Below are 25202 nucleotides of genomic sequence, written 5' to 3' on the forward strand. Positions count from 1 at the left end.
CCCGGCGGCTCAGAACAGCCACAGCTGGCGGTCGATCAGACGCTCGAAGTCATCGCCGACGAAGGGCAGGATGGCGTCGGCCACCGGCTGCAGCTGGCGGGTCAGGTAGTGGTCGATATCGATGGGGGAAGAGTGCGCTTCAAGGGGCTCGGGGCCGGCCACGGTCATCACGTAGCGGATCCAGCCTCCCCTCTGGTACTGCCGGGGCCGACCCAGGCGGTCGTTTTCCGTATCGGCCAGCCTGGCGGCGCGCACGTGGGGCGGCACATGGCGCGTGTAGTCGGCAAGCGAACGGCGTAGCCGCTTGCGATAGATCAGCCGCTCGTCGAGCCCGGGCTCGCGGGATCGACGGACGAACGCCTGCACATAGTCGCGGATATAGTCCTGCCAGGGCTCTCCGGCAAAGATGCGTCGGTAGAGCTCCTGCTGGAACGCCTTGGCGAGGTCCGTCCAGTCGGTGCGTACGCTCTCGAGCCCCTTGAACACCAGCCGCTCGCTGCCATCGCCCGCCTGCACCAGGCCCGCATAGCGCTTCTTGCTGCCCGCCTCGGCGCCGCGGATGGTCGGCATCAGGAAACGCCGGTAGTGCGTCTCGAACTGCAGTTCCAGGGCGCTTTCCAGGCCATACTCCTCGGCCAGGTGCGCTCGCCACCAGGCGTTGACCTTGGCCACCAGCCGCCGGCCGATCGCCGCGGCGTCGGCTTCCTGATGGGCCCGCCCCAGCCAGACGAAGGTGGAGTCGGTATCGCCGTAGATCACGGTAACGCCCTCGGCCTCGATCAGCGCCCGGGTGCGGTGCATGATGGCATGGCCGCGCAGGGTGATCGACGAGGCGAGCCGGGCATCGAAGAAGCGACAGCCCTTCGAGCCCAGTACCCCGTAAAAGCTGTTCATGATGATCTTCAGCGCCTGAGAAAGTGGCGCATTGCCGTCGCGTTTGGCGGCCTCGCGCCCCGCCCATACGCGTTCGACGATGGCCGGCAGCGCGTGACGGCTGCGCGAGAAACGCGCGCCCAGAAAGCCTGGCACCGAGGCCTCGTCCGTCGGGTCGGCCAGCCCCTCGACAAGCCCCGCCGGATCGATCAGGAAACTGCGAATGATCGAGGGATAGAGGCTCTTGAAGTCGAGCACCAGCACCGAGTCATAGAGGCCGGGGCGCGAATCCATGACGAAGCCGCCGGGGCTTTCGTCCGGCTGCCCTTCCCCGAGGTTGGGGGCCACCAGGCCCAGGCGATGCAGGCGCGGCAGGTAGAGATGCGTGAAGGCCGCCACCGAGCCGCCGCTGCGATCGGCGGGCAGGCCGGTCACGGAGGCTCGTTCGAGCAGGAATTCCAGCAGCTCGGTCGCCTCGAAGATCCGCGTGACCAGCTCGCAGTCCTTGAGGTTGTAGCGGGCCAGTGCCGGCTTGTCCTCGGCGAACATGCGCAGGATATCGTCGAGACGCTGGTAGGGGTTATCGATCGCCTTGCCCTCGCCGAGCAGGGTGCGGGCGACGTTCTCGAGGCTGAACGAGGGAAAGTGCCAGGTGGCCGAGCGCAGTGCCTCGATGCCGTCGATGATCAGCCGCCCGGCGGCCGAGGCGAAGAAATGGTGTGGCGAATGGCCGTGAGCCCGCCACGCCATCTCGGTGCCGTCGCGACCCAGCCGCAGCGGCACGCCGAGCGCGCGAGAATGCTCATGCAGGACACGCAGGTCGAACTGCACCAGGTTCCAGCCGATGATCGCATCGGGGTCATGCTCGGCGAACCAGCCATTGAGCCGCTCGAGCAGTTCGGCGCGCGAGTCGCAGTAGTCGAGTGCGAACTCGGGCTCGCTCACCTCGCCCGAGCGCTTTCCGGGGGATGGCCCCAGCATGAAGACCTGGCGCGCACCACAGCCCTCCAGGGCAATCGACAAGAGCTCGCCTCGGGCGCTGGTCTCGATATCCAGCGACGCCGTGCGCAGCCGCGGACGGTAGTCAGGGGCTGGCTGCAGGCGCGCTTTCATCAGGCCGCCCTCGCCATCCGGGGTGCCGCTTACCGCGACAGGGGCCGTGATGAAGCGCTCCATCAGGTAGCGCTCCGGCGGACGGATGTCGGCCTCGTAGAGCGTCAGGCCGGCCGCCGTGAGGCGTCGCTCGAGGGCACTCAACTGACGGTAGTGAGCACAGTAGAGACCCAGCACCGGACGCTGGTGGAAGTCGCGCAGTTCGAGGTCACGCTGCGTGACGCCCGGCTCGCCCTCCAGCAGCGCCTCGGCGAACGCGCGCTGTTCGGAGGGCAAAAAGGCCACGGCGGGCTGAGCCGGCAGGCGAACCCTGAGCGGTCCCTGGTCGGTGGCCAGCCAGAAGCTGACCTCGGTCCCCCGAGACGTCTCCTCCCAGTGACGGGTCAGGATAAAGCCGTGGCGCATCGACAAGGCGGCTACCCTAGGCCAGCCGACTGGCGGAAGCCCGCCAGCAGATCAGCCGCGATAAGCCGCATCATGGGGTATCTACCTCGATGACCAGGTCAGGAATGAACTGCGGTGGGTCGAATTCGTCGGGATAGCCGCCCGGGTTGGCGACAACCCGCGTTCCCGCCGCCTCGAGATCGACCGGCTCGTGAACATGGCCATGAATCCAGAGATCCATGCGGCCCATCAGCTGGGGCAGATGGGAGGCGAAGGCCGGCGAGAGCACATCGCCCTGGTAGCATCGTGGTATGCACGCCGCCAGGGGCGCATGGTGGCTGATCACTACCCTGGGGCCGGCGAATGGCCGGGCCAGCTCCGCTTCCAGCCAGTCTCGCGCTACCGCATGCAGACGTCCGCTCTCCGCCGGGGTGAATACCCGACCCTCGGGCTGCTCGATGATATGAAAATCCGGCATCATAGCCAGTGCCCGGGCCTCGCTGATCATCGGCTCGAGCCCAGGCTGGCCGTCGTAGAGGGCGAAATCGGTCCACAGCGTGGTGCCATGAAAGCGCACGCCATCCAGGGTCAGCGAGCGATTGTCGAGCAGGTGGATACCCAAGCGTGCCGCCTCGAGAGCCAGCTCCCGCCGCATGGCAGCCATCTCGGTGCCGTAGAACTCGTGGTTGCCGGGCACATAGAGGATCGGGGTATCGGCAAAATGCTCGGCGGCCCAACCGAGCCCCTGGATGCCGGCATGAATGTCGCCGGCGAGAATCACCGCATCGGCGCTCACCGCCGGCAACGCGGGCGGGCTATCGACGTGTTCCAGGTGCAGGTCCGAGAGTATCCTCAGGCGCATCGTCAGTTCTCTGTGTTGCGCGTCATCCGCGCGTCGAATCGCCAACCTCGCCCGGCTGGCCTCATTCGTAGTACACCGCCAGCCAGACGGTCTCCTCGTTGGGGTCGGTCCAGGCGACACGGTGCCGACAATGGGCGGGGATCGTCAGATAGTCCCCCGCCGCGAGCGTCACCGGCTCGCCGTTCTCGAAGGCCACGACGCCTTTGCCCTTGAGCACCAGCACCCACTCATGGTGCGGCTGATCATACCAGCCCTGGGCCGGTGAGGTGTGCCCCCGTGACACGATGCGCTCCACCCGCATCGCCTCACCTATGACCAGTGTCTCGAACATCTCGTCATCGAGATGCGCCGGGATCGCATCGAAGAGGTTCAGCATCGCTATCTCCAGGTAGGACGTTTCATACGTCGATCACCCGATCGGGACGCAGCAGTGATCCGGCCACTCGCCAAGCCCCCTGATACACATCAGATGACCGCTCTGTGGGGACGGCCCACTCCCCGACCATAGCATTCTGGCCTCCGCCCCCTTGCCTGACCTTGGCTAGACTGAACTAAAGGCTAGACAGGAGGTGTCATGACACGACTCAACGTGACTCAGAAACTGATCGACGCCCATCTGCTGAGCGGTCGCTTAGTGCCGGGGGAAGAGATCGGGCTGGCCATCGACCAGACGCTGACCCAGGACGCCACGGGCACCTTGGTGATGCTGGAGTTCGAAGCCATGCAACTCGACCGTGTGCGCACCGAGCTCTCGGCCCAGTATGTCGATCACAACCTCATCCAGGAGGACTTCAAGAACCCCGACGACCATCTGTTCCTGCAGAGCGCCTGCCGCAAGTTCGGCGTCTGGTTCAGCCCGGCGGGCAACGGGGTTAGCCACCCCGTCCATCAGGAACGCTTCGGCATCCCCGGCAAGACACTGGTCGGTTCGGACAGCCATACGCCGGCCGCAGGGGCGCTGGGCATGTTCGCCACCGGGGCGGGCGGGCTGGAAGTGGCCTTGGCCATGGCCGGCAAGCCGCTCTACCTGAAGATGCCCCAAGTGGTGGGCGTGGAGCTGACTGGCGAATTGCCCGACTGGGTTAGCGCCAAGGATGTGGTGCTGGAGATGCTGCGCCGCTTCGACGTCAAGGGCGGGGTGGGCAAGGTATTCGAGTACTACGGCCCCGGCCTCGATAGTCTAAGTGCCATGGATCGCCACGTGATCGCCAACATGGGCACCGAGATGGGGGCCACGACCTAGGTATTTCCCTCCGATGGCGAAGTCAGGCGCTTCCTGGAGCAGCAGGAACGCGGCGACGACTGGCGGGAGCTGCTCGCCGATGCCGGCGCCGACTACGACGAGCATGTGTCGCTCCACCTGTCCACGCTGGAGCCGCTGATCGCCCTGCCCAGTAGTCCCGGCAATGTCCGCCCGATTCGCGAGGTCGCCGGCGAGACGATCTATCAGGCCTATATCGGCTCTTCGGCCAACCCCGGGCTTCGCGATTTCGCTGTGCCGGCGATGATGGTCGAAGGTCGTCAGGTTCCCCCCGGGGTATCATTCGACGTTAACCCCACGTCACGCCAGATCCTGGAGATCCTCTCCAACGAAAGCTACCTGACACGCCTGATTCGGGCCGGCGCCCGCCTGCACCAGGCCGGCTGCAATGGCTGCATCGGCATGGGCCAGGCCCCGGCCAGTGGACGCAACAGCCTGCGCACCGTGCCGCGCAACTTCCCGGGGCGTTCCGGCACCCCCGAGGACTGCGTCTTCCTGTGCAGCCCGGAGACCGCCACCGCCTCGGCCCTGACCGGCAAGATCACCGACCCGCGTGACCTGGACATGGACTACCCGCGCTTTCGCGAGCCCGAACGAGTGGTGGTTAACCGCGAGATGCTGCTCGCCCCTGCCGAGGACAGCGGCCTGGTGGAACTGGTCAAGGGACCCAATGTAAAGTCGCTGCCGGCGTTCGAGCCCATTCCCGCCTCGTTTGCCGGGCCGGTACTGCTCAAGCTCGGCGACGATGTCTCGACCGACGAGATCATGCCCGCCGGCGCCGAGGTGCTGCCGCTGCGCAGCAACATCCCGGCCATCGCCGAGCACGTGTTCCAGGCCGTCGATGGCGACTTCAGCCCGCGTGCCCATGATCTGGAGGGGGAGGGTTTCTTCCTCGTCGCCGGGAAGAACTACGGCCAGGGCTCGAGCCGCGAGCACGCTGCCATCGCCCCGCGCTATCTGGGGCTACGCGCAGTATGCGCGCTCTCCTATGGGCGAATTCACTGGCAGAACCTGGCCAACTTTGGCGTGGTGCCGCTGACCTTCACCGACCCCGAGAATCTCGAAGCGATCGAGCAGGGCGACGAGCTGGCTCTAGACGATATCGTCGCTGCCCTCGATAGTGGTGAGGACATCACGCTCCACAACAGGACGCGCGATCAGCGCTATACCCTGCGCCACGACCTGAGCCGACGCCAGATCGACATGATCCGTCACGGCAGCCTGATCGAGCTGGTACGACAGGAGACCAAATAGGCCTGCGGTGGTGAAAGCAAGCGGCCTGTTCTGCCAGGTATAAAAAAGGCCCCCCGAAGGGGACCAGTTGGAGCACGCCAGCTCACTCGGTGATTCGCCACACGGGTGGCGATCATGTCTTTAATAAAGCTAAAAGCGGGCCAAAAATAAAAAAATTCAGTTAAAACGTGGCGTTGAGAAATACTATTGGATTCTACCCCCTTTCCGAGACGGTCGGCATCATGCCGCACTGCACCATACGGGCGCCTGACAGCAAGGCCATGCGCCATGATGAGGCGGTGCCGAGCTATTGTGCACCTGCTCATTACGACCTCGTCATCGGTCCCTGGCCCTTGCCTGGCTGTCCTTTGCCGACGTGCCGAGTTGCCGAAAAACCCATGCGTCACGCATGCTGCTCTCTCACACCCCCTTTGCCCGGAGACCCTCACATGACCCAGCCTCGCCTCGGCTTTATCGGCATCGGCTTGATGGGTGACCCCATGACGCGACGACTGCTGGCCGCCGGTTTCGACGTGACCGTATGGAACCGCACCCCCGCCAAGGCCGAGGCCCTGAGTCAGGCCGGCGCCCAAGTCGCCGACACCATCGCCGAACTGATGAACGCGGTGGACGAGGTACTGCTCTGCCTGGCCAATACCACCGTGGTGGAAGACGTGGTGTTCGGCGAGGGCGGCGTGGCCCAGCATGGTCGTGCCGGCCAGCGGCTGATCGACCTCTCCAGCAGCGACCCCGCCGCGACGCGCGACTACGCCGAATGGCTCGAGAGCGAATCCGGCATGCGCTGGGTGGATGCGCCGGTCTCCGGCGGTGTGGCCGGTGCCGAGGCAGGCAGCCTGGCCATCATGTGTGGCGGCGAAGGCAAGGACATCGAGGCCATTCGGCCCCTGCTGGCGCCGCTCGCCGCCCGCGTGACCCACATGGGCCCGGTGGGCAGCGGCCAGGTGACCAAGGTATGCAACCAGATGGTGGTCGGCTGCCAGGCGACCGTGATCGCCGAGATGGTAGCCCTGGCCGAGGCCAGCGGGGTGGATGCCGGGCGACTGACCGAAGCGCTGGCCGGCGGCTTCGCCGACTCGACACCCTTCAGGATCCTCACACCCCGCATGGCGGCAAGCGACTTCGCCGACCCGCCCTGGCACCTGCGCACCCTGCTCAAGGACCTGGACATGGCGGTGGCCCAGAGTCAGCGCAGCGGCAGCGCCACGCCCATGAGCGGCCTGGCCGCCCAGCTGATGCGCGCTCATGCCGGGCGCGGCCACGCCGGGCATGATCCGGCGACCCTGGTCGAGGCCTACCGCACCGCTGGCCAGATCGAGGAGGACAACCGATGAACCCGCCAAGCGTGGTGTACCTCACCGGTGGCGCCCAGGGTATCGGCCTGGGCATCGCCGAACACTTGCTGGCCCGCGGCGACTGCGTGGCCCTCACCGACATCGACGCCGAGGCGCTGGCCGAGTGCCGCGAGCGCCTCGGTCATCCGGAGCGCCTGCTGGCCATGGTCTCGGACGTGCGCGACGAACGCCAGGTGGCCGAAAGTATCGCAACGGCAGTGACGCGCTTCGGCCGGCTCGACGGGGTGATCCACAACGCCGGCCTGGCCGATCCCTTCCAGGGCCCGGTGGAGGCGCTGGATCTCGCCACTTGGCAGGCCTACCTCGACACCAACCTCACCGGGGCGATGCTCTGCGCCAAGCACGCCGCGCCCCACCTGCGCGAGAGCCGTGGGGCCCTGGTATTGATGGCTTCCACTCGAGCCCTTCAGTCGGAACCCGATACCGAGGCCTATGCCGCCAGCAAGGGCGGCGTGGTGGCGCTCACTCATGCGCTGGCGATCAGCCTGGGTCCCGAGATTCGCGTCAACGCCATCAGCCCGGGCTGGATCGAGGTCGGCGACTGGCAGAAGGCGGCCAGCCGCATGCCGGTGGAGCACCGAGCGGTCGATCGTGACCAGCACCCGGTCGGGCGCGTCGGCCAGCCGAAGGACGTCGCCGCCATGGCGGCCTTCCTGCTCTCCGACGACGCGGGCTTCATTAGCGGACAGAACCTGGTCGTGGATGGCGGCATGACGCGCCGGATGATCTACGCGGAGTGAGGCCGGCGCGGCCGGCGTGTCGCTCCATGGCCGCGATAGCGCTCACCTCTGGCACAGCGCTCGAGGGTATTCTTGCTAATGCTGATGTCGTCGGCCTACCTTCCTCTAGTACGACGCCGCTATCGAGTCGTCCTCACCAAGGGGCAAGGCCATGAATGACCAGAAACCGTCTTCAGCGAAACAGGGCGATTCGTCTGCATCGTCCCATGAGACGTCGCCCGACGCCTTGGCACAGCGCTATGCCGAGACGCTCGCGCGATTGTCGACCGGCTCATCCCGGGCCTGGCAGGGCTGGCTCGAACGCCAGGCGCGCGGGGACTTCTTCACCCTCCCCGACCCGGCGGTCGCGGCCAAGGCGCTCGGCCGCCTGAGCCAGCAGTTTCTCTACCATCCGCATCAGGCTCTGGAGCTTCAGCAGCAGCTCTGGCAGGGCTATGCGGCGCTGTGGCAGAACACGACACAGCGTCTGCTCGGCGACGCATCACCTCCAGATGCGACGCCCACCCCGCGAGACAAGCGCTTCAAGGGCAAAGGCTGGGAGGAGAACCTGTTCTTCGATGCGCTCCGCGAGGCCTACCAGCTGACCGCCGAGCAGTGGTTGAAGGGAGTGCATGAGGTCACCGAGGAGCTGGACCACGACGAACGGACGAAGGTCGAGTTCTATGCCCGTCAGCTGATCGACGCCCTCGCCCCCAGCAACTTCGCCGTGACCAACCCGGAAGTGATCGAGGCCACGGTTCGCACCGGGGGCGCCAACCTTCTGCAGGGCCTGGCCAACCTGATGGAAGACATGGCCCGCGGCGAGGGCCTGCTGCGCATCAAGCAGAGCGACCTGGACGAGCTGCAACTGGGCGAGAACCTTGCCGTGACCCCGGGCAAGGTCATCTACCAGAACGACTTGATGCAGCTCATTCAGTACGCCCCGACCACCGAGGCGGTCGACCGCCGGCCGCTGCTGATCGTCCCGCCCTGGATCAACAAGTTCTACATCCTCGACCTGACCCCGCAGCGCTCCTTCATTCGCTGGGCCGTGGCGCAGGGCATCACCGTCTTCGTGATTTCCTGGGTCAACCCCGATGAACGGTATGCCGAGGTCGCCTTCGACGACTACCTCACCCAGGGGACCCTCAAGGCCATGGACGTCGTGACCGAGGTCACCGGCGAGGAGACGCTCAACGCCATCGGCTACTGCATCGGCGGCACCCTGCTGAGCTGTACCCTGGCGCACCAGGCCGCGCGGGGCGATGAGCGGGTGCAGAGTGCCACCTTCTTCACCACCCTGCTCGACTTCAGCGATGTGGGGCCGCTGGAGGTGTTCATCGACGAGGAGCAGATCCGCTACATGGAGCAGCACATGGCGCAGCGCGGCTATCTGGAGGGCACGCATCTGGCCAACGCTTTCAACCTGCTGCAGTCCGCCGACCTGATATGGGGGTTCGTGATCAACAACTACCTGCTCGGTCGCGAGCCCAAGGCCTTCGACCTGCTCTACTGGAATTCCGACTCCACCCGCATGCCGAGGCGCATGCAGAGCTTCTACCTGCGCAACATGTATCTGGAAAACCGCCTTGCCGAGCCCGGCGGGATCTCCCTGGCGGGGGAGTCCATCGACCTGGGCAAGGTGCGCATCCCGACGTTCTTCGTGGCAGCCGAGAAGGATCATATCGCCCCCTGGCAGTCCAGTTACCGCGGTGCACACCTGCTGGGCAAACAGCCTCGCTTCCTGCTCGGTGGGTCAGGGCACATCGCCGGGGTCATCAACCCGGCCGACTCCGCGAAATACGGCTTCTGGACCTATGGTCGCCTGCCGAAGGATCCGGAGCGCTGGCTGGCCTCGGCCACCCACCACGAGGGTTCCTGGTGGCCGGAATGGCGCAACTGGCTCAAGCGCCACGCCGGCGGCCAGGTGGCGCCCCGAGCGCCCGGCAACGACCAGTTCCCGCCCCTCGAGGAGGCGCCGGGCTCCTATGTCCGGGTGCGGGTCGACGACACGGGGCCAGCCGGCGAGTGAAAGACCGGCGGCGTGCCATGAGCAGCAACAAACGTTTGCCATGCCCCATTGCCCGTCGCCTTCCCCCCAATTTCTCGAAAGGCGCCGGGAGACCGTATGAACCGAACGAGACAGGTGCGGGTGGGAACGTCAGGCTATCAATACGATCACTGGCGTGGCGTCTTTTATCCCGACACGCTGCCTCGTGAGCAATGGCTCGCGCATTACGCCGAGCATTTCGCCACCGTCGAGATCAACAACACCTTCTACCAACTGCCCGACGCCGCCACCTTCCGCGCCTGGCGCGACGCCGTCCCCGACGGATTCCGCTTTGCCGTCAAGTTCAGCCGTTACGGCAGCCACATCAAGAAGTTGAAGGATCCGCATGACACCATCGGCCGCTTCCTGGAGAGGGCCAGCCTGCTTGGCAATAAGTTGGGGCCAATTCTGGTGCAACTCCCCGGCAAGTGGCACGTCAATGCCGAGCGCCTGGATGCCTTCCTCGAGGCCGCGCCACGCGACCAGCGCTGGACGGTGGAATTCCGTGATGCCTCCTGGCTGTGCGATGAGATCTACCAGGTGCTGCAGGCCCACCGGGCGGCCCTCTGCCGCCACGACAGGCTGCCCGACCACCCGCAACGGCTCACCACCGACTGGACCTACCTCCGCTTTCACGGCGACCCGCAGCGAGGACGCTACACCCCGCAGTATCTGACCGCCCAGGCCCGTCGACTGGTGGCGTCTGCAACGAACGACCCAGACGTCTATGCCTACTTCAACAACGACGAAGCCGGACACGCCATCGAGAACGCCCGACAATTGCGACGCTACCTGGCACACCGAGATCCCCGGCTGCTGGGGTAGATGTCACACACGGGCGTGGAGAATTGTCCCGGCGACGCCGCTTACGTACACTCGTTTGAATTTTCCGAGAACCTTCATGCGAGGCGCATCCATGGCGTTTGATTCGACATCCACCTACGTGGCCAGCGAGGCTCTGAAGCAGGCAGTGAATGCCGCCGTCACCCTTGAGCGCCCGTTGCTGATCAAGGGCGAGCCAGGGACCGGCAAGACCCTGCTCGCCGAGGAACTGGCCGCGTCCCTGGGCACACGACTGCACACCTGGCATATCAAGTCTTCCACCAAGGCCGCCCAGGGGCTCTACGAGTACGATGCGGTGAGTCGCCTGCGCGACTCCCAGCTCGGCGTCGAGGGCGTGGAGAACGTCGCCAACTACATCAAGCCCGGCAAGCTGTGGGAAGCCTTCACCGCCAGCGAGCGGGTCGTGCTGCTGATCGACGAGATCGACAAGGCGGACATCGAGTTCCCCAACGACCTGCTCCAGGAGCTGGATCGCATGGAATTCCATGTCTACGAGACCGGCGAGACGGTTCGCGCCCGCCACCGCCCGATCATCGTCATCACCTCCAACAACGAGAAGGAGCTGCCCGACGCCTTCCTGCGGCGCTGCTTCTTCCACTACATCGAATTTCCCGACCGCGAGACCATGCAGGCGATCGTCGACGTGCACTTCCCCGAGATTGCCCCCCGGCTGGTCGGGGAAGCCCTGGAGGTGTTCTTCGACCTGCGCCAGGCGCCGGGCCTGAAGAAGAAGCCCTCCACCTCGGAGCTGGTGGACTGGCTGAAACTGCTGATGAGTGACGAGCTGGCCAAGGAATCGCTCTACCACCGTGACCCGGCAAAGGCGCTGCCGCCGCTGGCCGGCGCCCTGGTCAAGAATGAACAGGATACGCAGCTACTGGAACGGCTGGCCTTCATGATGCGCCGCCAGAGCAACCAGAGGCGCTGACGCATGTTCATCAGCCTGTTCGAAACCCTCAAGCGCCATGGCGTTCCAGTCTCGCTGCGCGAGCTTCTCGACCTTCACGCCGTGGCCGAGCGCGGCGTGGTATTTGCCGACATTGAAGCCTTCTACCGCATCGCCCGGACCGTGATGGTAAAGGACGAGCGCCACTTCGATCGCTTCGATCGCGCCTTTACCGCCTGGTTCGAGGGACTGGAGAACATGGACGCCGCCATCGAAGCGTTGATTCCCGACGACTGGCTGCGCCGTGAGTTCGAGAAGCAGCTCTCCGAGGAAGAGAAGGCCCGTATCGAATCCCTGGGCGGGCTGGAGCAACTGCTCGAGACCTTCAAGCAGCGCCTGGAGGAACAGCAGGAGCGCCACGCCGGCGGCAACAAGTGGATCGGCACCGGCGGCACCAGTCCCTTCGGCGCCTACGGCTACAATCCCGAGGGCATTCGCATCGGCCAGGACGGCTCACGCCATCGCCGGGCGGTCAAGGTGTGGGACGAGCGCCGCTTCCGCGACTACGACGACTCGCTGGAACTGGGCACCCGCAATATCAAGATGGCGCTGCGCCGGCTCAGGAAGTTCGCCCGTCAGGGGGCCGCGGAGGAGTTCGACGTCGATGCCACCATCCGCGAGACGGCCCGGGACGCGGGCCTGCTCAACGTGCGGATGCGTCCGGAGCGTCACAATGCGGTGAAGGTGCTGCTGCTGCTCGATGTCGGCGGCTCCATGGACGACCACATCCGCACCTGCGAGGAGCTCTTCTCGGCAGCGCGCTCGGAATTCAAGCACCTGGAGCCCTACTACTTCCATAACTGCCTCTACGAGGGGCTATGGCGCGACAACTCCCGTCGCCATCATGAGCGCATTGCGACGATGGACGTGCTGCACACCTATGGCGACGACTACCAGGTGGTCATCGTCGGCGACGCCGCCATGTCGCCATACGAGATCACTCACCCCGGCGGCAGCGTCGAGCATTTCAATGACGAGCCGGGCGCGGTGTGGCTCAAGCGCCTGGTGGACACGTTTCCCCACCTGGCCTGGCTCAACCCCATGCCGGAACGCGCCTGGGAGTTTACGCACTCCACGGCGTTAATCCGCCAGCTGATCGACAGCCGCATGTATCCCATGACGCTGGCAGGGCTGGAGGACGCCATGCGCGAACTGGCCCGGTAGGCTATTTATTGCCCTTATGGGTTATTTGTCGTAAATATAGCCTTTAAAGGCTATTAAATTGATAAATAGCCTTTAAAGGCTATACTAGAGGCGGGTTCCCGGAGGATAACACCATGCCACCGCGCATCGCAGTGCTGACCGGCGACGTGGTCGACTCGCGCAAGGTCGAGGACCGGCCCCGCCTCTACCGGCTACTGGATGATAGCCTGGCCGAGCTGGCCGCCCGGCATGGCGGCCACGGCGAACGCTTCCGGGGCGACGGCTTCCAGCTCGCCCTGCCCCAGGCGGCGCCGGCCATGGAGGCGGCAGTGGTCCTGCGCGCGGCGCTGATCGAGCACTCCGAATCCAACCAGCGCTGGGATGCCCGTATCGCCGTGGCGGTCGGGCCGGCGGAGCGCGGCATCGCGGCGGCCGACGGTTCCACCTTCGTCGCCTCGGGCCGCGCCCTGGATGCTCTGGCCGACACTAGCGCCCACCTGTCACTGACCCGGCTCGAGGCGCCAGAGGATGCCGGACTCACCCTGCTGGTGCGCTTCCTCGACGACCTGCTCGATGGCTGGTCGCCCTATTCCGCCGAGGTCGTCGGCCTGAACCTGCGTCATGATGCCTCCCAGCAGGCCCTGGCCGAGCGTCTCGGCATCCGCCAGCCCAGTGTCCACAAGCGGCTGCGCGCCGCCCGCTGGGCCCTGCTGTCCGACACCCTCGACTACCTGCGAGAGCGCATCGCCGACGCGGAGGGCACGCCATGAGCGCCGATGTCCTGTCGCTGCTGATGGGGCTAATTCTCGCCCACCTGGTCGGCGACTTCCTGCTGCAGCCGCGCGCCTGGGTGGAGCAGCGCTATCGTCTGCGCCACCGCTCCCCGCGCCTGCTTCAGCATGCCGGCCTTCATGGCCTGCTCGTTGCCGGCGTGCTGCTGGTGGCGAGTGCAGGCACGCCCCGGGGCCTGGCCGCGGTGCTGCTCGGCGCCCTGGTGGTCGCCGCCAGCCACTGGCTGATCGACCTGGCCAAGGCCCGGCTACCGGCCGACGAGCTGCGCTGGTTCCTGCTCGACCAGGCGACGCATCTGCTGGTGCTGCTGGGGCTCTGGCTGGCGTGGCTCGGCAGCCTGGCTCCGCTGCGCGAGCTCGCCGACTGGCTCGCCACGCCGACGGTGCTGGGGATGGCGGCCGCCTACCTGCTGGTGACGCGCCCGCTGTCGATCGCCATCGCGCTGGTCATGCAGCGCTGGAGCGAGCAGCTCGAAGAGACAGGCACCCTGGCCAGCGCCGGGGCACGTATCGGCGTGCTGGAACGGCTACTGGTGCTGACCCTGGTGCTGCTGGACCAGCTCACCGCGGTCGGCTTCCTGCTCGCCGCCAAGTCGGTGCTGCGTTTCGGCGACCTACGCGACTCTCGAGATCGCAAGCTCACCGAATACGTGCTGCTCGGTACCCTGCTCAGCGTCTCCACTACCCTGGTGCTGGGCATGCTGGTGCGTCTGCTGCTGCTCGAGGGCTGAACGGGCCGGCGCTCCCGCTCCACGGCTCGGAGAAACACAAGCTTTTGCCGCCTCGGGCGGCGGCCCGTACAATGCTCGGTCATTGCCGCCGCCCTGTGCGGCCCTGCTTCCGTCACCTGCACGAATACGCTCGAGGAATCGCCGGACCCATGCGCGCTAGCCAACTGTTGATCGCCACCCTGAAGGAAACGCCCGCCGATGCCGAGGTCATCAGCCACCAACTGATGCTGCGTTCGGGGATGATCCGCCGTCTCACCTCCGGCCTCTATACCTGGCTGCCGATGGGTCTCAAGACCCTGCGCAAGGTCGAGCGCATCGTGCGCGAAGAGATGGACCGCGCCGGGGCCCAGGAGGTGCTGATGCCAGCAGTGCAACCCGCCGAGCTGTGGCAGGAGTCGGGCCGCTGGGAGCAGTACGGCCCGGAGCTGCTGCGCCTCAAGGATCGTCACGAGCGCGACTACTGCGTCGGCCCCACCCACGAGGAGGTGATCACCGACCTGGTGCGCAAGGAGATCGCCAGCTACAAGCAGCTGCCGGCCAACTTCTACCAGATCCAGACCAAGTTCCGCGACGAGATCCGACCGCGCTTCGGGGTGATGCGCGCCCGCGAGTTCATCATGAAGGACGCCTACTCCTTCCACGTCGACGAGGCCTCGCTGATGGAGACCTACCAGGTGATGTATGACGCCTATGTGCGCATCTTCACCCGCCTGGGCCTCGATTTCCGCCCGGTGATCGCCGACAACGGCGCCATCGGTGGCACCGGCTCCCACGAGTTCCACGTGCTGGCCGACTCCGGCGAGGACGACATCGTCTTCTCCACCGAGTCCGACTACGCCGCCAACATGGAGAAGGCCGAAGCGCTGGCGCCACAGGGGGAGCGCGCCGCGCCTGCCGAGGAACTGCAGCTGGTCGATACCCCGAATGCGCGGACCATCGCCGCTCTGGTGGAACAGCACGGTCTGCCCATCGAGAAGACCCTCAAGACGCTGATGGTCCACGCCGCCGAGGGCGGCCTGATCGCCCTGCTGGTGCGCGGTGATCATGAGCTCAACGAGGTGAAGGCTGAGAACCTCCCCGAGGTGGCCACCCCGCTGACCATGGCCAGCGAAGAGGAGATTCGCGCCGCGGTGGGTGCCGGGCCGGGCTCGCTGGGCCCGGTGAACCTGGAGATGCCGATCATCATCGACCGCAGCGTCGCCCTGATGAGCGACTTCGGCGCCGGCGCCAACGTCGACGGCAAGCACTATTTCGGCATCAACTGGGAGCGCGACGTGGCACTGCCCCGGGTGGCCGACCTGCGCAACGTGGTGGAGGGTGACCTCTCACCGGACGGCAAGGGTGTACTCGCCATCAAGCGCGGCATCGAGGTCGGCCACGTTTTCCAGCTAGGACGCAAGTACAGCGAGGCGATGAACGCCACCGTGCTTGGCGACGAAGGTCGTGCCGTGCATCCCTGGATGGGCTGCTATGGTATCGGGGTGACCCGCGTCGTGGCCGCCGCCATTGAGCAGAACCACGACGATGCCGGCATCATCTGGCCCGATGCCATCGCCCCCTTCCAGATCGCGATGGTACCGATGAACGCCCACAAGTCGCAGCGCGTGCGCGAGGAGTCCGAGCGGCTCTATCATGCGCTAACTGCTGCCGGCTTTGAGGTGCTACTGGATGACCGCGACCTGCGCCCCGGCGTGCGATTTGCCGACCACGAGCTGATGGGCATTCCCCATCGTCTGGTAGTTGGCGACCGTGGCCTGGACAAGGGAGAACTGGAATACAAGGGACGCCGTGACAGTGACGCTACCATGGTACCGGCCGAACAGATCCTCGACTTCCTGGGCGAGAAGGTCGCTCGCTGAGACACGGCGGGCCGCCGTTCTGGCGGCGGCCTGCTGTCTCTGCGCGACCGCGGCGCTGGCCCAGGGCGAAAGGAATTTCATCGCCGCCCTGCCCCACTCGCTCTCATCCGAACCGCCTGCCCCCGTCGTGCGGGCTCTGCCGGAGGTACCCGCCAGCCTGCGCGGCACCCTCGACAGCATCCGCGCCGCACCCGTGGCACCCTCCGAGATCTGGGCCGCCCGCCAATGGCTCAACGACATGGAACCGCGCCTTGCCCGCTATCTGCCGAATCCGGTAAGGCGTCGTGAGCTGCTGGGTCGCGTCCATCATGAGGCACGACTGGCCGGCCTGGCACCGGAGCTGGTGCTGGCGGTGATCCAGGTGGAGAGCGCCTTCAAACCCAAGGCGGTCTCCTCGGCCGGCGCCGTGGGCCTGATGCAGATCATGCCGTTCTGGATTCGTGAGCTGGGGCTGCCCGCCGACGACCTCAAGGACCCGCACCGCAACCTGCGCTATGGCTGCACGATACTGGCGCACTATCTGGCCGTGGAAGGTGGCGACCTGACGCGGGCATTGGCGCGCTACAACGGCAGCCTGGGCAAGACCTGGTACCCGGAACGGGTGATGCGCGCCCTGAACCGTCACTGGTCGACTGCGAGTCGTGCCCCGCTGCACACCACCGCCGAGCGCTGATCTCTGGCCGGAATGAATAGCCCCCTGAGGGTGGCCCTGCTGCTTTCAGATAAAAAAAAGCCGACCCAAGCGGGTCGGCTACTGGGGGGAAGCTCCCCCCTCCCCTGACGACTCTTGAAGCGGCTGGATCAGTGCTTGTTCTTGCGATGATGATCGCGAACGATAAAGGCGATCCAGCCCCCCATGAAAGCGACCATCATCGCGACGGTTACGAGCCCAAAGATTACGGCGTCATCCAGATACATGGTGGTGTCCTCCCGTCCCGATGTGTTGGGAGAACTGTAGCCCGAGGAGCGGAGGGGAAAGCTGACCTGAATCAATTTTGCCCGCGACCACGCCGGGTCGCCGGAAAACCGTTGATCCAGGTCAGTTTTCACGGCATCTTCTTGTCCTCGACCTCACCGGGATCGGTACCCGGGGGCAACGGATGCCCCTTGGCAAGTTCGGCACGGGTGGCCTCGCGCACGTCGAGTATCTCGAGGCGGTAGCGAAGGGTCTGGCCGGCCAGCGGATGATTGGTATCGATGACCACGGCGTCGTCACGGACCTCGAGGACGGTGACGATCTCGGGACCGTCGTCACCAGGGGTCTGAAAGCGCATGCCCGGGGCGACCTCCGCCCCCCGAAAGGCATGGCGGCCAACCTCGCGTACCAGGGCCTCGTCGCGTAGGCCGTAGGCCTCGGCCGGCATCAGGGTAACGGACAGCTGGGCCCCGGCGCCCTGGCCGGCCAGGGCACGCTCCAGGCCCGCCATGAGATTGCCGTGCCCGTGTAGGTATTCGAGGGATTGCCCGCGGGCACGCGAGTCGTCGAGAACGGTGCCGTGCTGATCGCTGAGCACATAGTGCAGGGTCACGACACGTTGGGGGGCGATGGTCATGGGGTCTCCTGAAGCCATTGGGTGAAGCGGGGGAAGTGTCTCGGCTAATCTCGGCGACGCAGCTGGTCGACGGACATCTCCAGGCGCTGCTGCTTTTGCAGCATGTTGAGCAGCACGATGGCGCGCTCCTCGCCCTTGTGACTGGCGAATACGGCCTGCAGGTCCTTGAAGGGACCTCCGGTGATCTCCACCGCCTCGCCAGCACGGAAGTAGACGTTCGCGGTCGCGTCTTCCTCGCCACTGCCGTGGGTGAGCAGCGTCTCGACCAGCGCATCGCTGACCGGCACCGGCAAGTCAAGACCGAAGGTAACGATCTTCAGCACGCCGCGGGTCGAGCGGATGGGCCGCCAGTTGCTGGCCAGGCGATCGAGCCGGATGAACAGGTAGTAGGGGAACAGCGACTCGCCGACCCATTCGAGCTTGCCGCGACGCTTTTTCTGGACACGGAGCACGGGGTGAAAGATCTCGTAGCCCTGATTGGCAAGGTGCTCGGCGGCGCGGAAGGACTCGCCACCCTTGCACTGGATCACGTACCAGCGGCGCAGGGCGTCGTCGGCCTCGGTCTGGCGAATCTCGGAATCGCTCATGTCGCTCCTGATAAGGGTTCCTGCAAGGAGCCTGTCGGATTTGACCGATCGCCGCGGGAGAGAGTCGCATCTCACAGCCGATCAGCGTTAAGTTCGAGAGGCTCCTGGTTTCACTGCCGGGGCTCTGCAACAATCCCGGCGCATGCCAGCCCGGCAGACATTACGTGCATGACAGGGGGGCAAGGAGTGCAAGGCCCGCCTGTAATCGGGAATTTTATCACTGATGGTCGAGACCTGCGTCGCGTCCGAGACAAGCAAGGAGCGCTGAACGAGATGCCATCCCCTATCGCCCAACGCAGCTGGCGTGATGCCCTGGCCGTCTACCTGCGCGCGCCAGTGATCACCATGCTGTTCCTTGGCTTTTCCGCCGGCCTTCCTTTCCTGCTGGTGTTCTCGACCCTTTCGGCCTGGCTGCGCAGCAGCGGGGTCGAGGTGGCGGCCATCGGCTTCTTCGCCTGGATCGGCATGCTCTACTCGATCAAGTTCTTCTGGGCCCCGGTGGTGGACCGGCTTGCGCTGCCGCTGCTGACCCGCACCCTCGGCCAGCGCCGCGGCTGGATGCTGCTGGCCCAGGCAATGATCGCCAGCGGCCTGGTGGGCCTGGCCGGAGTTGACCCGGCGGGCCACCTGCCGCTGGTGGCCGCCTTCGCCCTGCTGGTGGCCTTCGGCAGCGCGACCCAGGATATCGCCATCGACGCCTTCCGCATCGAGTCCGCCCCCGACGATGTCCAGGCGGCCATGGCCTCGACCTACATCATCGGCTATCGCGGCGGACTGCTGGCGGCCGGCGCGGGCGCCCTCTACGTGGCCTCGCTGGCCTCCTGGGAGGCAGCCTATCTGACCATGGCCGCGCTGGTGGGCATCGGCGCGGTCACGGTGCTGCTGCGCCCGGAACCCGAGCGCCTCTCGCTGACCACCCAGCTGATCCATGAACCTCGCGTGCGGGCCTTCCTGAGGGCTTCTCGCGGCCGGTCCAAGCCGCTGCGGCGCCTCGGCGCCTGGGTGATCGGGGCGATCGTCTGCCCCTTCACCGACTTCTTCACCCGTCACCGGCGCAAGGCGCTGTGGCTGCTGCTGTTCGTGGCGGTATTCCGGATCAGCGATCTGGCCATGGCCTCCATGGCCAACCCGCTCTACATCGATCTTGGCTTCACGCTCGCCACCATCGCCAATGTTACCAATGTCTTCGGTATCGCCATGAGCATCGGCGGCGGGATACTCGGGGGGTTGCTGGTGGTTCGCTACGGCATCGGGCCGATCCTGGTATTGGGGGCCACTGCCGCGGCCTTGACCAATCTGCTGTTCACGACCCTGGCGCTGGCCGGAGAGAACCTGCCGCTGCTGGTGATGGCGATCACCGGCGACAACCTGGCCAACGGCCTGGCCAGTGCCGTCTTCATCGCCTTCCTGTCGAGCCTGACCTCACGCGCCTACACGGCCACGCAGTACGCGCTCTTCTCGTCGCTGATGACCCTGCCAGGCAAGTTCCTCAGCGGCTTCGGTGGCCTGGTCGTGGAGATCGAGGGCTATGCCACCTTCTTTCTGGTCTCCACGCTGCTGGGGCTGCCGGCCGTGCTGCTGGCGATCTGGATCAGCCGCGACCCTGAGCTGGTGCCGTCTCCGCGGACGGCCTGACCCCGGGACACGCCGCCTGCTCACTCGGCCAGCCGCACCCGCAGCCAGTCAAGCGCGCCGGGCGTGGCGCGCCACTGATCACGCATCAGGGTGCGGTATTGCCAGGCCTCGGCGCGGGAACCGGGCTCGGCGACACTGTCGACGCCGCCACCGACCGGACGGGGATTGTCGGCACATAGCATGGCCACGGCATGCGGATTGTGGCGGATCACCACGGCCAGCGCCTCGGCCGCCTCGTCACGGCGTTCCAGGCGATAGAGTGCCAGCACCCGCCCCATCAGCAGCCCCAGCGGCGGCGCCTCCTCGTCGCCGTCCAACTCGCGCTCGCTCACGTCCAGGGCCGCGCGATCGCGGCCTTCCCGCAGCAGCTGGTCGAGCACCAGCTCGCGCAGGCCCAGGCTGTCCTGGTCGTCCAGGGTGAGCAGACGTTCGGCGAGTTCACGCGAGCGCGCCCGGGCCCCGCGCTCCATCCCCACCACCAGCGCGAGCCCGGTGCGTAGCAGCAAGGCGTTGTCGGCGCTGTCCCACAGGAAGGCCCCCTCACCCTCGGCGCGAACCTGCTCGAGCCAGCGCTCCAGCCGGCTCGACAGCGGTTCGAACAGGCTTGCCGCCATCCACGGCAGGCTACCGAAGCGGCTGGCCAGCGCCAGCGCCAGGGATTGCACCACAGCGGGAGCATCCAGCCACTCGGGATGGGCGCAGAGCGCCGGCAGCCACTCCCCGGCATGCTGCCAGGGATCCTCGTCGAAGCCCATCGGGGCATCGCTCTCGACCCGCGCCCGGAAGACCTTCTGCCAGGCCGCGAAGAGAGTATCCTCGCGGGCGGTGGTGTGGTACTCCAGATTGTCGTCGTCGCCGCGGCGGATCTCCAGCCGCGGCGCCACCGGCAGCGATTCCAGCAGCGCCTGCAGGGCCACCAGCGGCTCGGCCAGATCCTCTTCGGCACTGAGCAGCTGGTCGGCGAGGGTCGCCCCGGGGTTCTCGGCCAGGTCGGCGAGGAACTGCAGCTGGTCGGGGTCAAGGTCGCCCTGGCGCGCCAGGCGCCGGAACCAGAAGCGCGAGCGCTCGGCAGCCTCCTGCTCATGGCCCTCATGCAGCAGCAACATGGCCTCGATATAGGCCAGCGTCGGCGAGTCGGGCAGGGCCTGCTGGGCACGCACGAAGGCCTCACGAGCGCTGTCGAGGTCGTCGTTGTCCAGGTGCATCAGGCACAGACGCTCCAGTGCCACGCCCCGCAGGAACAGCGGGCCGCGATCGAGCACCGCATCGAGCAGCGCCTCACGCTTGCGGTGAAAGCCGCGCTCCTGATAGAGATCGATCAGGATCTCGAAGGCGGGCTCGGCTTGCTCGGGGAGATTGAGCCAGTCGGCGCGCTCGAACAGCGACTCGAGAATCTGCTGCGCTCGCCCGCGCTGGCCGGACTCGGCCGCGATCAGGCCGGCTTCCAGCAGCGCCTGGGCCGGGGCACGGCCGCTGGCCAGGGCCGCCTTGAGCGTATCGCCCTTCCAGTCGCGCAGCGAGAGCATCCACATCAGGTGGGGCGGAACATGACCGGGCAACCTGACCGCCCCGCAGCAGTGCTTGGTCTTGCGTCCGGAATCACACCAGCAGGGTTCGTTAGGCCCGGGCCTGGCCAGGGGCTCGGCAGCGAAATCGAGCCGCGCCAGCGGCGTCTGCGACCACAGCTCAGGGGCCAGCGCTTGGGCAAGCGACAAGTCGCCGCCGACCAGCGCCGGTCCCTCGTCGCGAGCCCATGCCATCAGCGTAGGGTAGCGCTCATCCTGGCGAATCGCCTTGAGCGCCCCCGAGGCAAAGCCCAGCAGCTGTTCCACCCATACTGCCAGCATCGCGCACTCCAACCTTTGGAAAACGGCATAGTCTACCAGTCCGGCGCCAGGCTGGGCAGGAGGGTCAGGCGCCTGTCCGTGAGGGTCAGGCGCCTGTCCGTGAGGGTCAGGCGTGTCGTCGGGAAAACAGCGGCCGGGTGCGCTCGGCCATGTCGAGCCTCGCGCCAAGGCGTACCAGGTTCCAGTAGTGGCCATTGAGGGTGCGCGACAGCAGCAGCGTGTCCGCCGGGGGCTGCAGGCGGTCCATGGCCGCCCAGACCTTGGGCGACAGGTCACGCAGACGACGGTGAACGCGCACGTCGCCAAAGTCCTGCTCGCCGGGGCGAAACAGCGGTTCCACCGCTTCGGCCGCCTCGCGGTAGAGGGAAAGAGGCGCGCCCTGCCCCTGGCGACCGCCCATCTTGAGCAGCGCCTCGTCCATGGCCATGGGGTCCTTCGCCAGGGTGGCCTCCAGCAGCTGCATCATCGCGGCCAGACGTGCCTCGGGCACCGGAATCACCGCGCCCAGGTCATAGATGACCAACTGCCCCTGGTCGTTGACGGCAAAATTGCCGGCATGGGGGTCGGCATGAAGTTCGCCGTGAGTGAAAAGCTCTTCGGTAATCCAGTCCGCCAGGGTCTGGGCCACGCCCTGACGCAGCGCGTCATTGCCCGCCTCCAGCTCACGTAGGGGCGTACCGGGCTCGTAGCGCATGGCCAGCACTCGTTCGCCGGAGAGGTCCGGTAGCGGCTCGGGGATCACCAGGCTCTCGAGGTAGGCGTAGCGCTCACGGTAACGCGCCAGCGCCTGGGCCTCGGCGTGGTAGTCCAGTTCGCCACGCAGGCTGACCGCCAGCTCCTCGAACAGCGCATCGAGGCGCGCCTGGGGCACCTTGAACCAGCGCCCCAGGCGCATCAGGCGTCGGACCTGCGCCAGGTCGCTCTCCAGCACTTCGGCAAGTCCCGGATACTGCACCTTGAGTACCAAGGTATCGCCATCCCGTGTCGTGGCACGGTGAACCTGCCCCATGGAAGCACTGGCGAACGGCCGTTCCTCGATCTCGGCGAACAGCTCTTCCAGGTCGCCATACTGCGCGACCAGGGTGCGGCGGATGCCTGACCAGGGCATCGGTTCTGCCTGTCGCTGCAGGCGGGAGAGCTCCTCGGCGAGGTCTGGTGGCAACAGATCGTCCCACTGCGACATGATCTGGGCCAACTTCATGGCCGGGCCCTTCAGCTCGGAAAGCCCTTCGAAGAGGGCCTCTCCGAGGGCCCGCCAGTCCGCCTGCCCCCCCATTCGAGTACGAATCAGTGCCCCGCCGGTGCGGGCGCCGAGTCCAAGCAGGCGCCGAGTACGGCCACTTTCGCGCATGTGTTCATTCTCCTGGACGATCTGTTGTACAAGCATTGTACACGTCTCGGTGCAGCTTACACCTGGCGAGTCATGATGAACACTGGAAGAATGTCCATGTCATTCACCACGACGAGCCATCATGCGACTGATCATCGCCGAGAAACCGAGCCTGGCCCGGGCCATCGCCGAGGCCCTGCCCGGCGCGCAAAGCAAGCAGGAGGGTGCCCTGACGGTGGGCGATACCACGGTGACCTGGTGCCTGGGGCATCTGCTTGAACAGGCGCCACCCGATGCCTATGATCCGGCTCTCAAGCAGTGGCGGCTCGATCAGCTGCCGATCCTGCCTGGCCGCTGGAAGCTGATGCCTCGCCCCAAGGCGCGCGGCCAGCTGACGGTGATCCGTTGCTTGCTCAAGAGTGCCCACGAGGTCGTGCATGCCGGCGACCCCGACCGCGAGGGCCAACTGCTGGTGCAGGAGGTGATCGAACATCTGGGCTGGAAGGGGCCGGTGTCGCGGCTGCTGGTCAGCGACCTTAACCGCCCGGCAGTGCAGCGCTCGCTCGCTCGGCTAGAGGATAATGCCCGCTTCGAACCGCTCTATCGGGCGGCTCAGTGCCGCGCCCGGGCCGACTGGCTGTACGGCATCAACCTGACCCGCGCCTGGACGCTCACCGGCCGCCAGGCCGGTCATGACGGGGTGCTCTCGGTGGGGCGTGTCCAGACCCCGGTACTCGGGCTAGTAGTGCGCCGCGATGCGGAGATCCGCGACTTCACCCCCAAGCCCTTCTTCGTGCTCTGGGCCGACCTCAGCGTGGCCCGAGGCCAGCTGCGCGCCTGGTGGGCGCCCGACGAAGCACATCCCCTCGATGACCAGGGGCGATTGCTCGCCCGGGAACCGGCTGCCGCCCTCGCCGAGCGCCTGCCCGGTGCCGAGGGGCGCCTCACGTCAGTCGAGAGCCGCGACAGGCGCCAGACGGCGCCGCTGCCCTACTCGCTCTCGGCCCTGCAGGTGGACGCCGCCCGACGCTTCGGACTCTCCGCTCAGGCGACGCTGGACATCTGCCAGCGGCTCTACGAGCGCCACCAGCTGATCACCTATCCGCGCTCGGATTGCCGTTACCTCCCCGAGGAACATTTCGCCTCGGCCCGAAGCACGCTGGAGGGCGCCTGCCGCCAGGACGACGCGCTGGCTCAATGGCTGGCCGGCGCTGACTTCTCGCGGCGCTCCCGCGCCTGGAATGACAAGCAGGTCGGTGCCCACCACGCCCTGGCCCCCACCGGCAAGCCCGCCGATCTCTCGCGTCTCCAGAAGGCCGAAGCCGATATCTTCCGGCTGATCGTGCGCAACGTTCTCGCGCAGTTCTACCCGCCGCTTGCCACCCGCGAGGTGAAGGCAGCATTCACGATTCTGGCGGAGTGCTTCCGTGCCCGGGGACAGGAGATCCTCGACCCCGGCTGGAAACCGCTGTTCACCACCCGAGACGAGGCGCCACCGCTGCCGCCGCTCACCGAGGGCGAGGCGTGCCGGGTCCAGGAGGCCGGGGTCGAGGACCGCGAGACCCGCCCGCCGGAGCCCTTCACCGACGCCAGCCTGATCAAGGCGATGATGAACATTGCCCGCTACGTCGAGGACCCCAGCGTCCGGCGCACCCTGCGCGAGCACGACGGCCTGGGCACCGAGGCAACCCGGGCCGGGATCCTCGAGACGCTGGTGACGCGCGGCTACCTGGTCCGCCAGGCCAAGGCGCTGCGTGCCACGCAGCTCGGCAGCGCCTTGATCGCCTCGCTGCCGGACGCCGTGAGCCGTCCCGAGCGGACCGCGCTCTGGGAGCAGCGCCTGGGGGCCATCGCCGAGCAGGACGAGGCGCCAGCCCCTTTCCTCGCGGCGCTGGTCGAGGACCTGCAGGGCCTGCTCGGAGCCGCCGACGCGGGGCGCATGCGCGAGGCGCTGCACAGCGCCCAGGGCGAGCAGGCCCCGGCGTCGCGCACGTCTGGTAGCAAACGCCGCGTCGCGCCGCGCCGCAAGGCCGCCACGACGCGACGCACTCGCCGTTCATGACCCCGGA

At 66.6% G+C, this 25202-nt stretch carries 21 protein-coding genes and 1 pseudogene; 14 read left to right on the forward strand and 8 right to left on the reverse strand.

Translation table 11 applies throughout. The features are described 5' to 3' along the window. Positions 1–9 precede the first annotated feature (9 nt). The 3 genes from FHR95_RS04605 to FHR95_RS04615 all read right to left on the reverse strand — a co-directional run bounded on the left by FHR95_RS04605 (position 10) and on the right by FHR95_RS04615 (position 3608). A complete protein-coding gene (locus tag FHR95_RS04605; protein ID WP_183313738.1) occupies positions 10–2391 on the reverse strand; it encodes a DNA polymerase II in 2382 nt (793 codons plus the stop codon). A gap of 70 nt (positions 2392–2461) precedes the next feature. Next, on the reverse strand, positions 2462–3232 hold the full coding sequence (locus FHR95_RS04610) for a metallophosphoesterase (protein ID WP_183313543.1): 771 nt from the start codon (positions 3230–3232) through the stop codon (positions 2462–2464). A 61-nt stretch (positions 3233–3293) separates the two neighbouring features. Further along, positions 3294–3608: a cupin domain-containing protein gene (locus FHR95_RS04615; protein WP_183313544.1), complete on the reverse strand. Its 315-nt coding sequence runs from the start codon at positions 3606–3608 to the stop codon at positions 3294–3296. Between the two features lie 198 nt (positions 3609–3806). Here FHR95_RS04615 and FHR95_RS17105 point away from each other — a divergent pair. From FHR95_RS17105 to FHR95_RS04670, 12 genes and pseudogenes are all read left to right on the forward strand, one after another. Then, a pseudogene (locus tag FHR95_RS17105) lies at positions 3807–5018 on the forward strand (aconitate hydratase); the annotation flags it as partial. A 240-nt stretch (positions 5019–5258) separates the two neighbouring features. Then, positions 5259–5747, forward strand: coding sequence for a hypothetical protein (locus FHR95_RS17110; RefSeq protein ID WP_246378403.1), 489 nt, complete (start codon positions 5259–5261; stop codon positions 5745–5747). A 428-nt stretch (positions 5748–6175) separates the two neighbouring features. Then, the gene (locus FHR95_RS04625; RefSeq protein ID WP_183313545.1) at positions 6176–7078 is read left to right on the forward strand and encodes an NAD(P)-dependent oxidoreductase; all 903 of its coding nucleotides are present in this window, start codon (positions 6176–6178) and stop codon (positions 7076–7078) included. Beyond that, positions 7075–7839 (forward strand): SDR family oxidoreductase, encoded by a 765-nt coding sequence (locus tag FHR95_RS04630; protein WP_183313546.1) that lies wholly within the window; start codon positions 7075–7077, stop codon positions 7837–7839. The genes FHR95_RS04625 and FHR95_RS04630 overlap by 4 nt, the downstream gene beginning before the upstream one ends. 151 nt (positions 7840–7990) lie before the next feature. After that, the gene (locus FHR95_RS04635) at positions 7991–9850 is read left to right on the forward strand and encodes a PHA/PHB synthase family protein (RefSeq protein WP_183313547.1); all 1860 of its coding nucleotides are present in this window, start codon (positions 7991–7993) and stop codon (positions 9848–9850) included. A gap of 96 nt (positions 9851–9946) precedes the next feature. Beyond that, on the forward strand, positions 9947–10693 hold the full coding sequence (locus FHR95_RS04640; RefSeq protein WP_183313548.1) for a DUF72 domain-containing protein: 747 nt from the start codon (positions 9947–9949) through the stop codon (positions 10691–10693). 91 nt (positions 10694–10784) lie between these two features. After that, positions 10785–11639 (forward strand): AAA family ATPase, encoded by an 855-nt coding sequence (locus tag FHR95_RS04645; RefSeq protein ID WP_183313549.1) that lies wholly within the window; start codon positions 10785–10787, stop codon positions 11637–11639. Positions 11640–11642: 3 nt separating this feature from the next. Beyond that, positions 11643–12821, forward strand: coding sequence for a vWA domain-containing protein (locus FHR95_RS04650; RefSeq protein ID WP_183313550.1), 1179 nt, complete (start codon positions 11643–11645; stop codon positions 12819–12821). A 113-nt stretch (positions 12822–12934) separates the two neighbouring features. Further along, entirely contained in the window at positions 12935–13570 is a 636-nt protein-coding gene (locus FHR95_RS04655) for a hypothetical protein (RefSeq protein ID WP_183313551.1), read from the forward strand. Next, positions 13567–14322: a DUF3307 domain-containing protein gene (locus tag FHR95_RS04660; RefSeq protein WP_183313552.1), complete on the forward strand. Its 756-nt coding sequence runs from the start codon at positions 13567–13569 to the stop codon at positions 14320–14322. Before FHR95_RS04655 ends, FHR95_RS04660 begins: the two co-directional genes overlap by 4 nt. 149 nt (positions 14323–14471) lie before the next feature. After that, the gene (locus FHR95_RS04665) at positions 14472–16181 is read left to right on the forward strand and encodes a proline--tRNA ligase (protein WP_040187395.1); all 1710 of its coding nucleotides are present in this window, start codon (positions 14472–14474) and stop codon (positions 16179–16181) included. 127 nt (positions 16182–16308) lie between these two features. Next, positions 16309–16854, forward strand: a complete 546-nt coding sequence (locus tag FHR95_RS04670; RefSeq protein WP_343065178.1) for a lytic transglycosylase domain-containing protein — start codon at positions 16309–16311, stop codon at positions 16852–16854. A 128-nt stretch (positions 16855–16982) separates the two neighbouring features. Here FHR95_RS04670 and ccoM read toward each other — a convergent pair whose 3' ends face one another. From ccoM to rfaH, 3 genes are read right to left on the reverse strand one after another with little or no spacing between them, the layout of a single operon-like run. Further along, positions 16983–17231: a cytochrome c oxidase subunit CcoM gene (gene ccoM / locus FHR95_RS17340; protein WP_183313751.1), complete on the reverse strand. Its 249-nt coding sequence runs from the start codon at positions 17229–17231 to the stop codon at positions 16983–16985. After that, on the reverse strand, positions 17228–17734 hold the full coding sequence (locus FHR95_RS04680; protein WP_183313553.1) for an FKBP-type peptidyl-prolyl cis-trans isomerase: 507 nt from the start codon (positions 17732–17734) through the stop codon (positions 17228–17230). The genes ccoM and FHR95_RS04680 overlap by 4 nt, the downstream gene beginning before the upstream one ends. A gap of 44 nt (positions 17735–17778) precedes the next feature. Next, positions 17779–18321: a transcription/translation regulatory transformer protein RfaH gene (rfaH, locus tag FHR95_RS04685; protein WP_183313554.1), complete on the reverse strand. Its 543-nt coding sequence runs from the start codon at positions 18319–18321 to the stop codon at positions 17779–17781. Positions 18322–18594: 273 nt separating this feature from the next. Here rfaH and FHR95_RS04690 point away from each other — a divergent pair, with 273 nt between their 5' ends. Continuing rightward, positions 18595–19956, forward strand: a complete 1362-nt coding sequence (locus FHR95_RS04690) for an AmpG family muropeptide MFS transporter (RefSeq protein ID WP_183313555.1) — start codon at positions 18595–18597, stop codon at positions 19954–19956. A 20-nt stretch (positions 19957–19976) separates the two neighbouring features. Here FHR95_RS04690 and FHR95_RS04695 read toward each other — a convergent pair whose 3' ends face one another. Together FHR95_RS04695 and FHR95_RS04700 are read right to left on the reverse strand one after the other, a co-directional pair. After that, positions 19977–21803, reverse strand: a complete 1827-nt coding sequence (locus tag FHR95_RS04695; protein ID WP_183313556.1) for an SEC-C domain-containing protein — start codon at positions 21801–21803, stop codon at positions 19977–19979. A gap of 106 nt (positions 21804–21909) precedes the next feature. Beyond that, on the reverse strand, positions 21910–23154 hold the full coding sequence (locus FHR95_RS04700) for an ABC1 kinase family protein (RefSeq protein ID WP_040187401.1): 1245 nt from the start codon (positions 23152–23154) through the stop codon (positions 21910–21912). A 121-nt stretch (positions 23155–23275) separates the two neighbouring features. On the opposite strand from FHR95_RS04700, the gene FHR95_RS04705 reads away from it, so the two are divergent. Next, complete coding sequence (locus FHR95_RS04705) at positions 23276–25195, forward strand: DNA topoisomerase III (RefSeq protein WP_183313557.1); 1920 nt, start codon at positions 23276–23278, stop codon at positions 25193–25195. Positions 25196–25202 lie beyond the last annotated feature (7 nt).

The organism is Halomonas fontilapidosi (assembly GCF_014192285.1).
GTDB classification, from domain to species: domain Bacteria; phylum Pseudomonadota; class Gammaproteobacteria; order Pseudomonadales; family Halomonadaceae; genus Halomonas; species Halomonas fontilapidosi.

Bases quoted from the DNA above. Each gene is read 5' to 3' on its own strand.
- FHR95_RS04605 (WP_183313738.1), bottom strand. From the start codon at position 2,391: ATGCGCCACGGCTTTATCCTGACCCGTCACTGGGAGGAGACGTCTCGG.
- FHR95_RS04610 (WP_183313543.1), bottom strand. From the start codon at position 3,232: ATGCGCCTGAGGATACTCTCGGACCTGCACCTGGAACACGTCGATAGC.
- FHR95_RS04615 (WP_183313544.1), bottom strand. From the start codon at position 3,608: ATGCTGAACCTCTTCGATGCGATCCCGGCGCATCTCGATGACGAGATG.
- FHR95_RS17110 (WP_246378403.1), top strand. From the start codon at position 5,259: ATGCCCGCCGGCGCCGAGGTGCTGCCGCTGCGCAGCAACATCCCGGCC.
- FHR95_RS04625 (WP_183313545.1), top strand. From the start codon at position 6,176: ATGACCCAGCCTCGCCTCGGCTTTATCGGCATCGGCTTGATGGGTGAC.
- FHR95_RS04630 (WP_183313546.1), top strand. From the start codon at position 7,075: ATGAACCCGCCAAGCGTGGTGTACCTCACCGGTGGCGCCCAGGGTATC.
- FHR95_RS04635 (WP_183313547.1), top strand. From the start codon at position 7,991: ATGAATGACCAGAAACCGTCTTCAGCGAAACAGGGCGATTCGTCTGCA.
- FHR95_RS04640 (WP_183313548.1), top strand. From the start codon at position 9,947: ATGAACCGAACGAGACAGGTGCGGGTGGGAACGTCAGGCTATCAATAC.
- FHR95_RS04645 (WP_183313549.1), top strand. From the start codon at position 10,785: ATGGCGTTTGATTCGACATCCACCTACGTGGCCAGCGAGGCTCTGAAG.
- FHR95_RS04650 (WP_183313550.1), top strand. From the start codon at position 11,643: ATGTTCATCAGCCTGTTCGAAACCCTCAAGCGCCATGGCGTTCCAGTC.
- FHR95_RS04655 (WP_183313551.1), top strand. From the start codon at position 12,935: ATGCCACCGCGCATCGCAGTGCTGACCGGCGACGTGGTCGACTCGCGC.
- FHR95_RS04660 (WP_183313552.1), top strand. From the start codon at position 13,567: ATGAGCGCCGATGTCCTGTCGCTGCTGATGGGGCTAATTCTCGCCCAC.
- FHR95_RS04665 (WP_040187395.1), top strand. From the start codon at position 14,472: ATGCGCGCTAGCCAACTGTTGATCGCCACCCTGAAGGAAACGCCCGCC.
- FHR95_RS04680 (WP_183313553.1), bottom strand. From the start codon at position 17,734: ATGACCATCGCCCCCCAACGTGTCGTGACCCTGCACTATGTGCTCAGC.
- rfaH (WP_183313554.1), bottom strand. From the start codon at position 18,321: ATGAGCGATTCCGAGATTCGCCAGACCGAGGCCGACGACGCCCTGCGC.
- FHR95_RS04690 (WP_183313555.1), top strand. From the start codon at position 18,595: ATGCCATCCCCTATCGCCCAACGCAGCTGGCGTGATGCCCTGGCCGTC.
- FHR95_RS04695 (WP_183313556.1), bottom strand. From the start codon at position 21,803: ATGCTGGCAGTATGGGTGGAACAGCTGCTGGGCTTTGCCTCGGGGGCG.
- FHR95_RS04700 (WP_040187401.1), bottom strand. From the start codon at position 23,154: ATGCGCGAAAGTGGCCGTACTCGGCGCCTGCTTGGACTCGGCGCCCGC.
- FHR95_RS04705 (WP_183313557.1), top strand. From the start codon at position 23,276: ATGCGACTGATCATCGCCGAGAAACCGAGCCTGGCCCGGGCCATCGCC.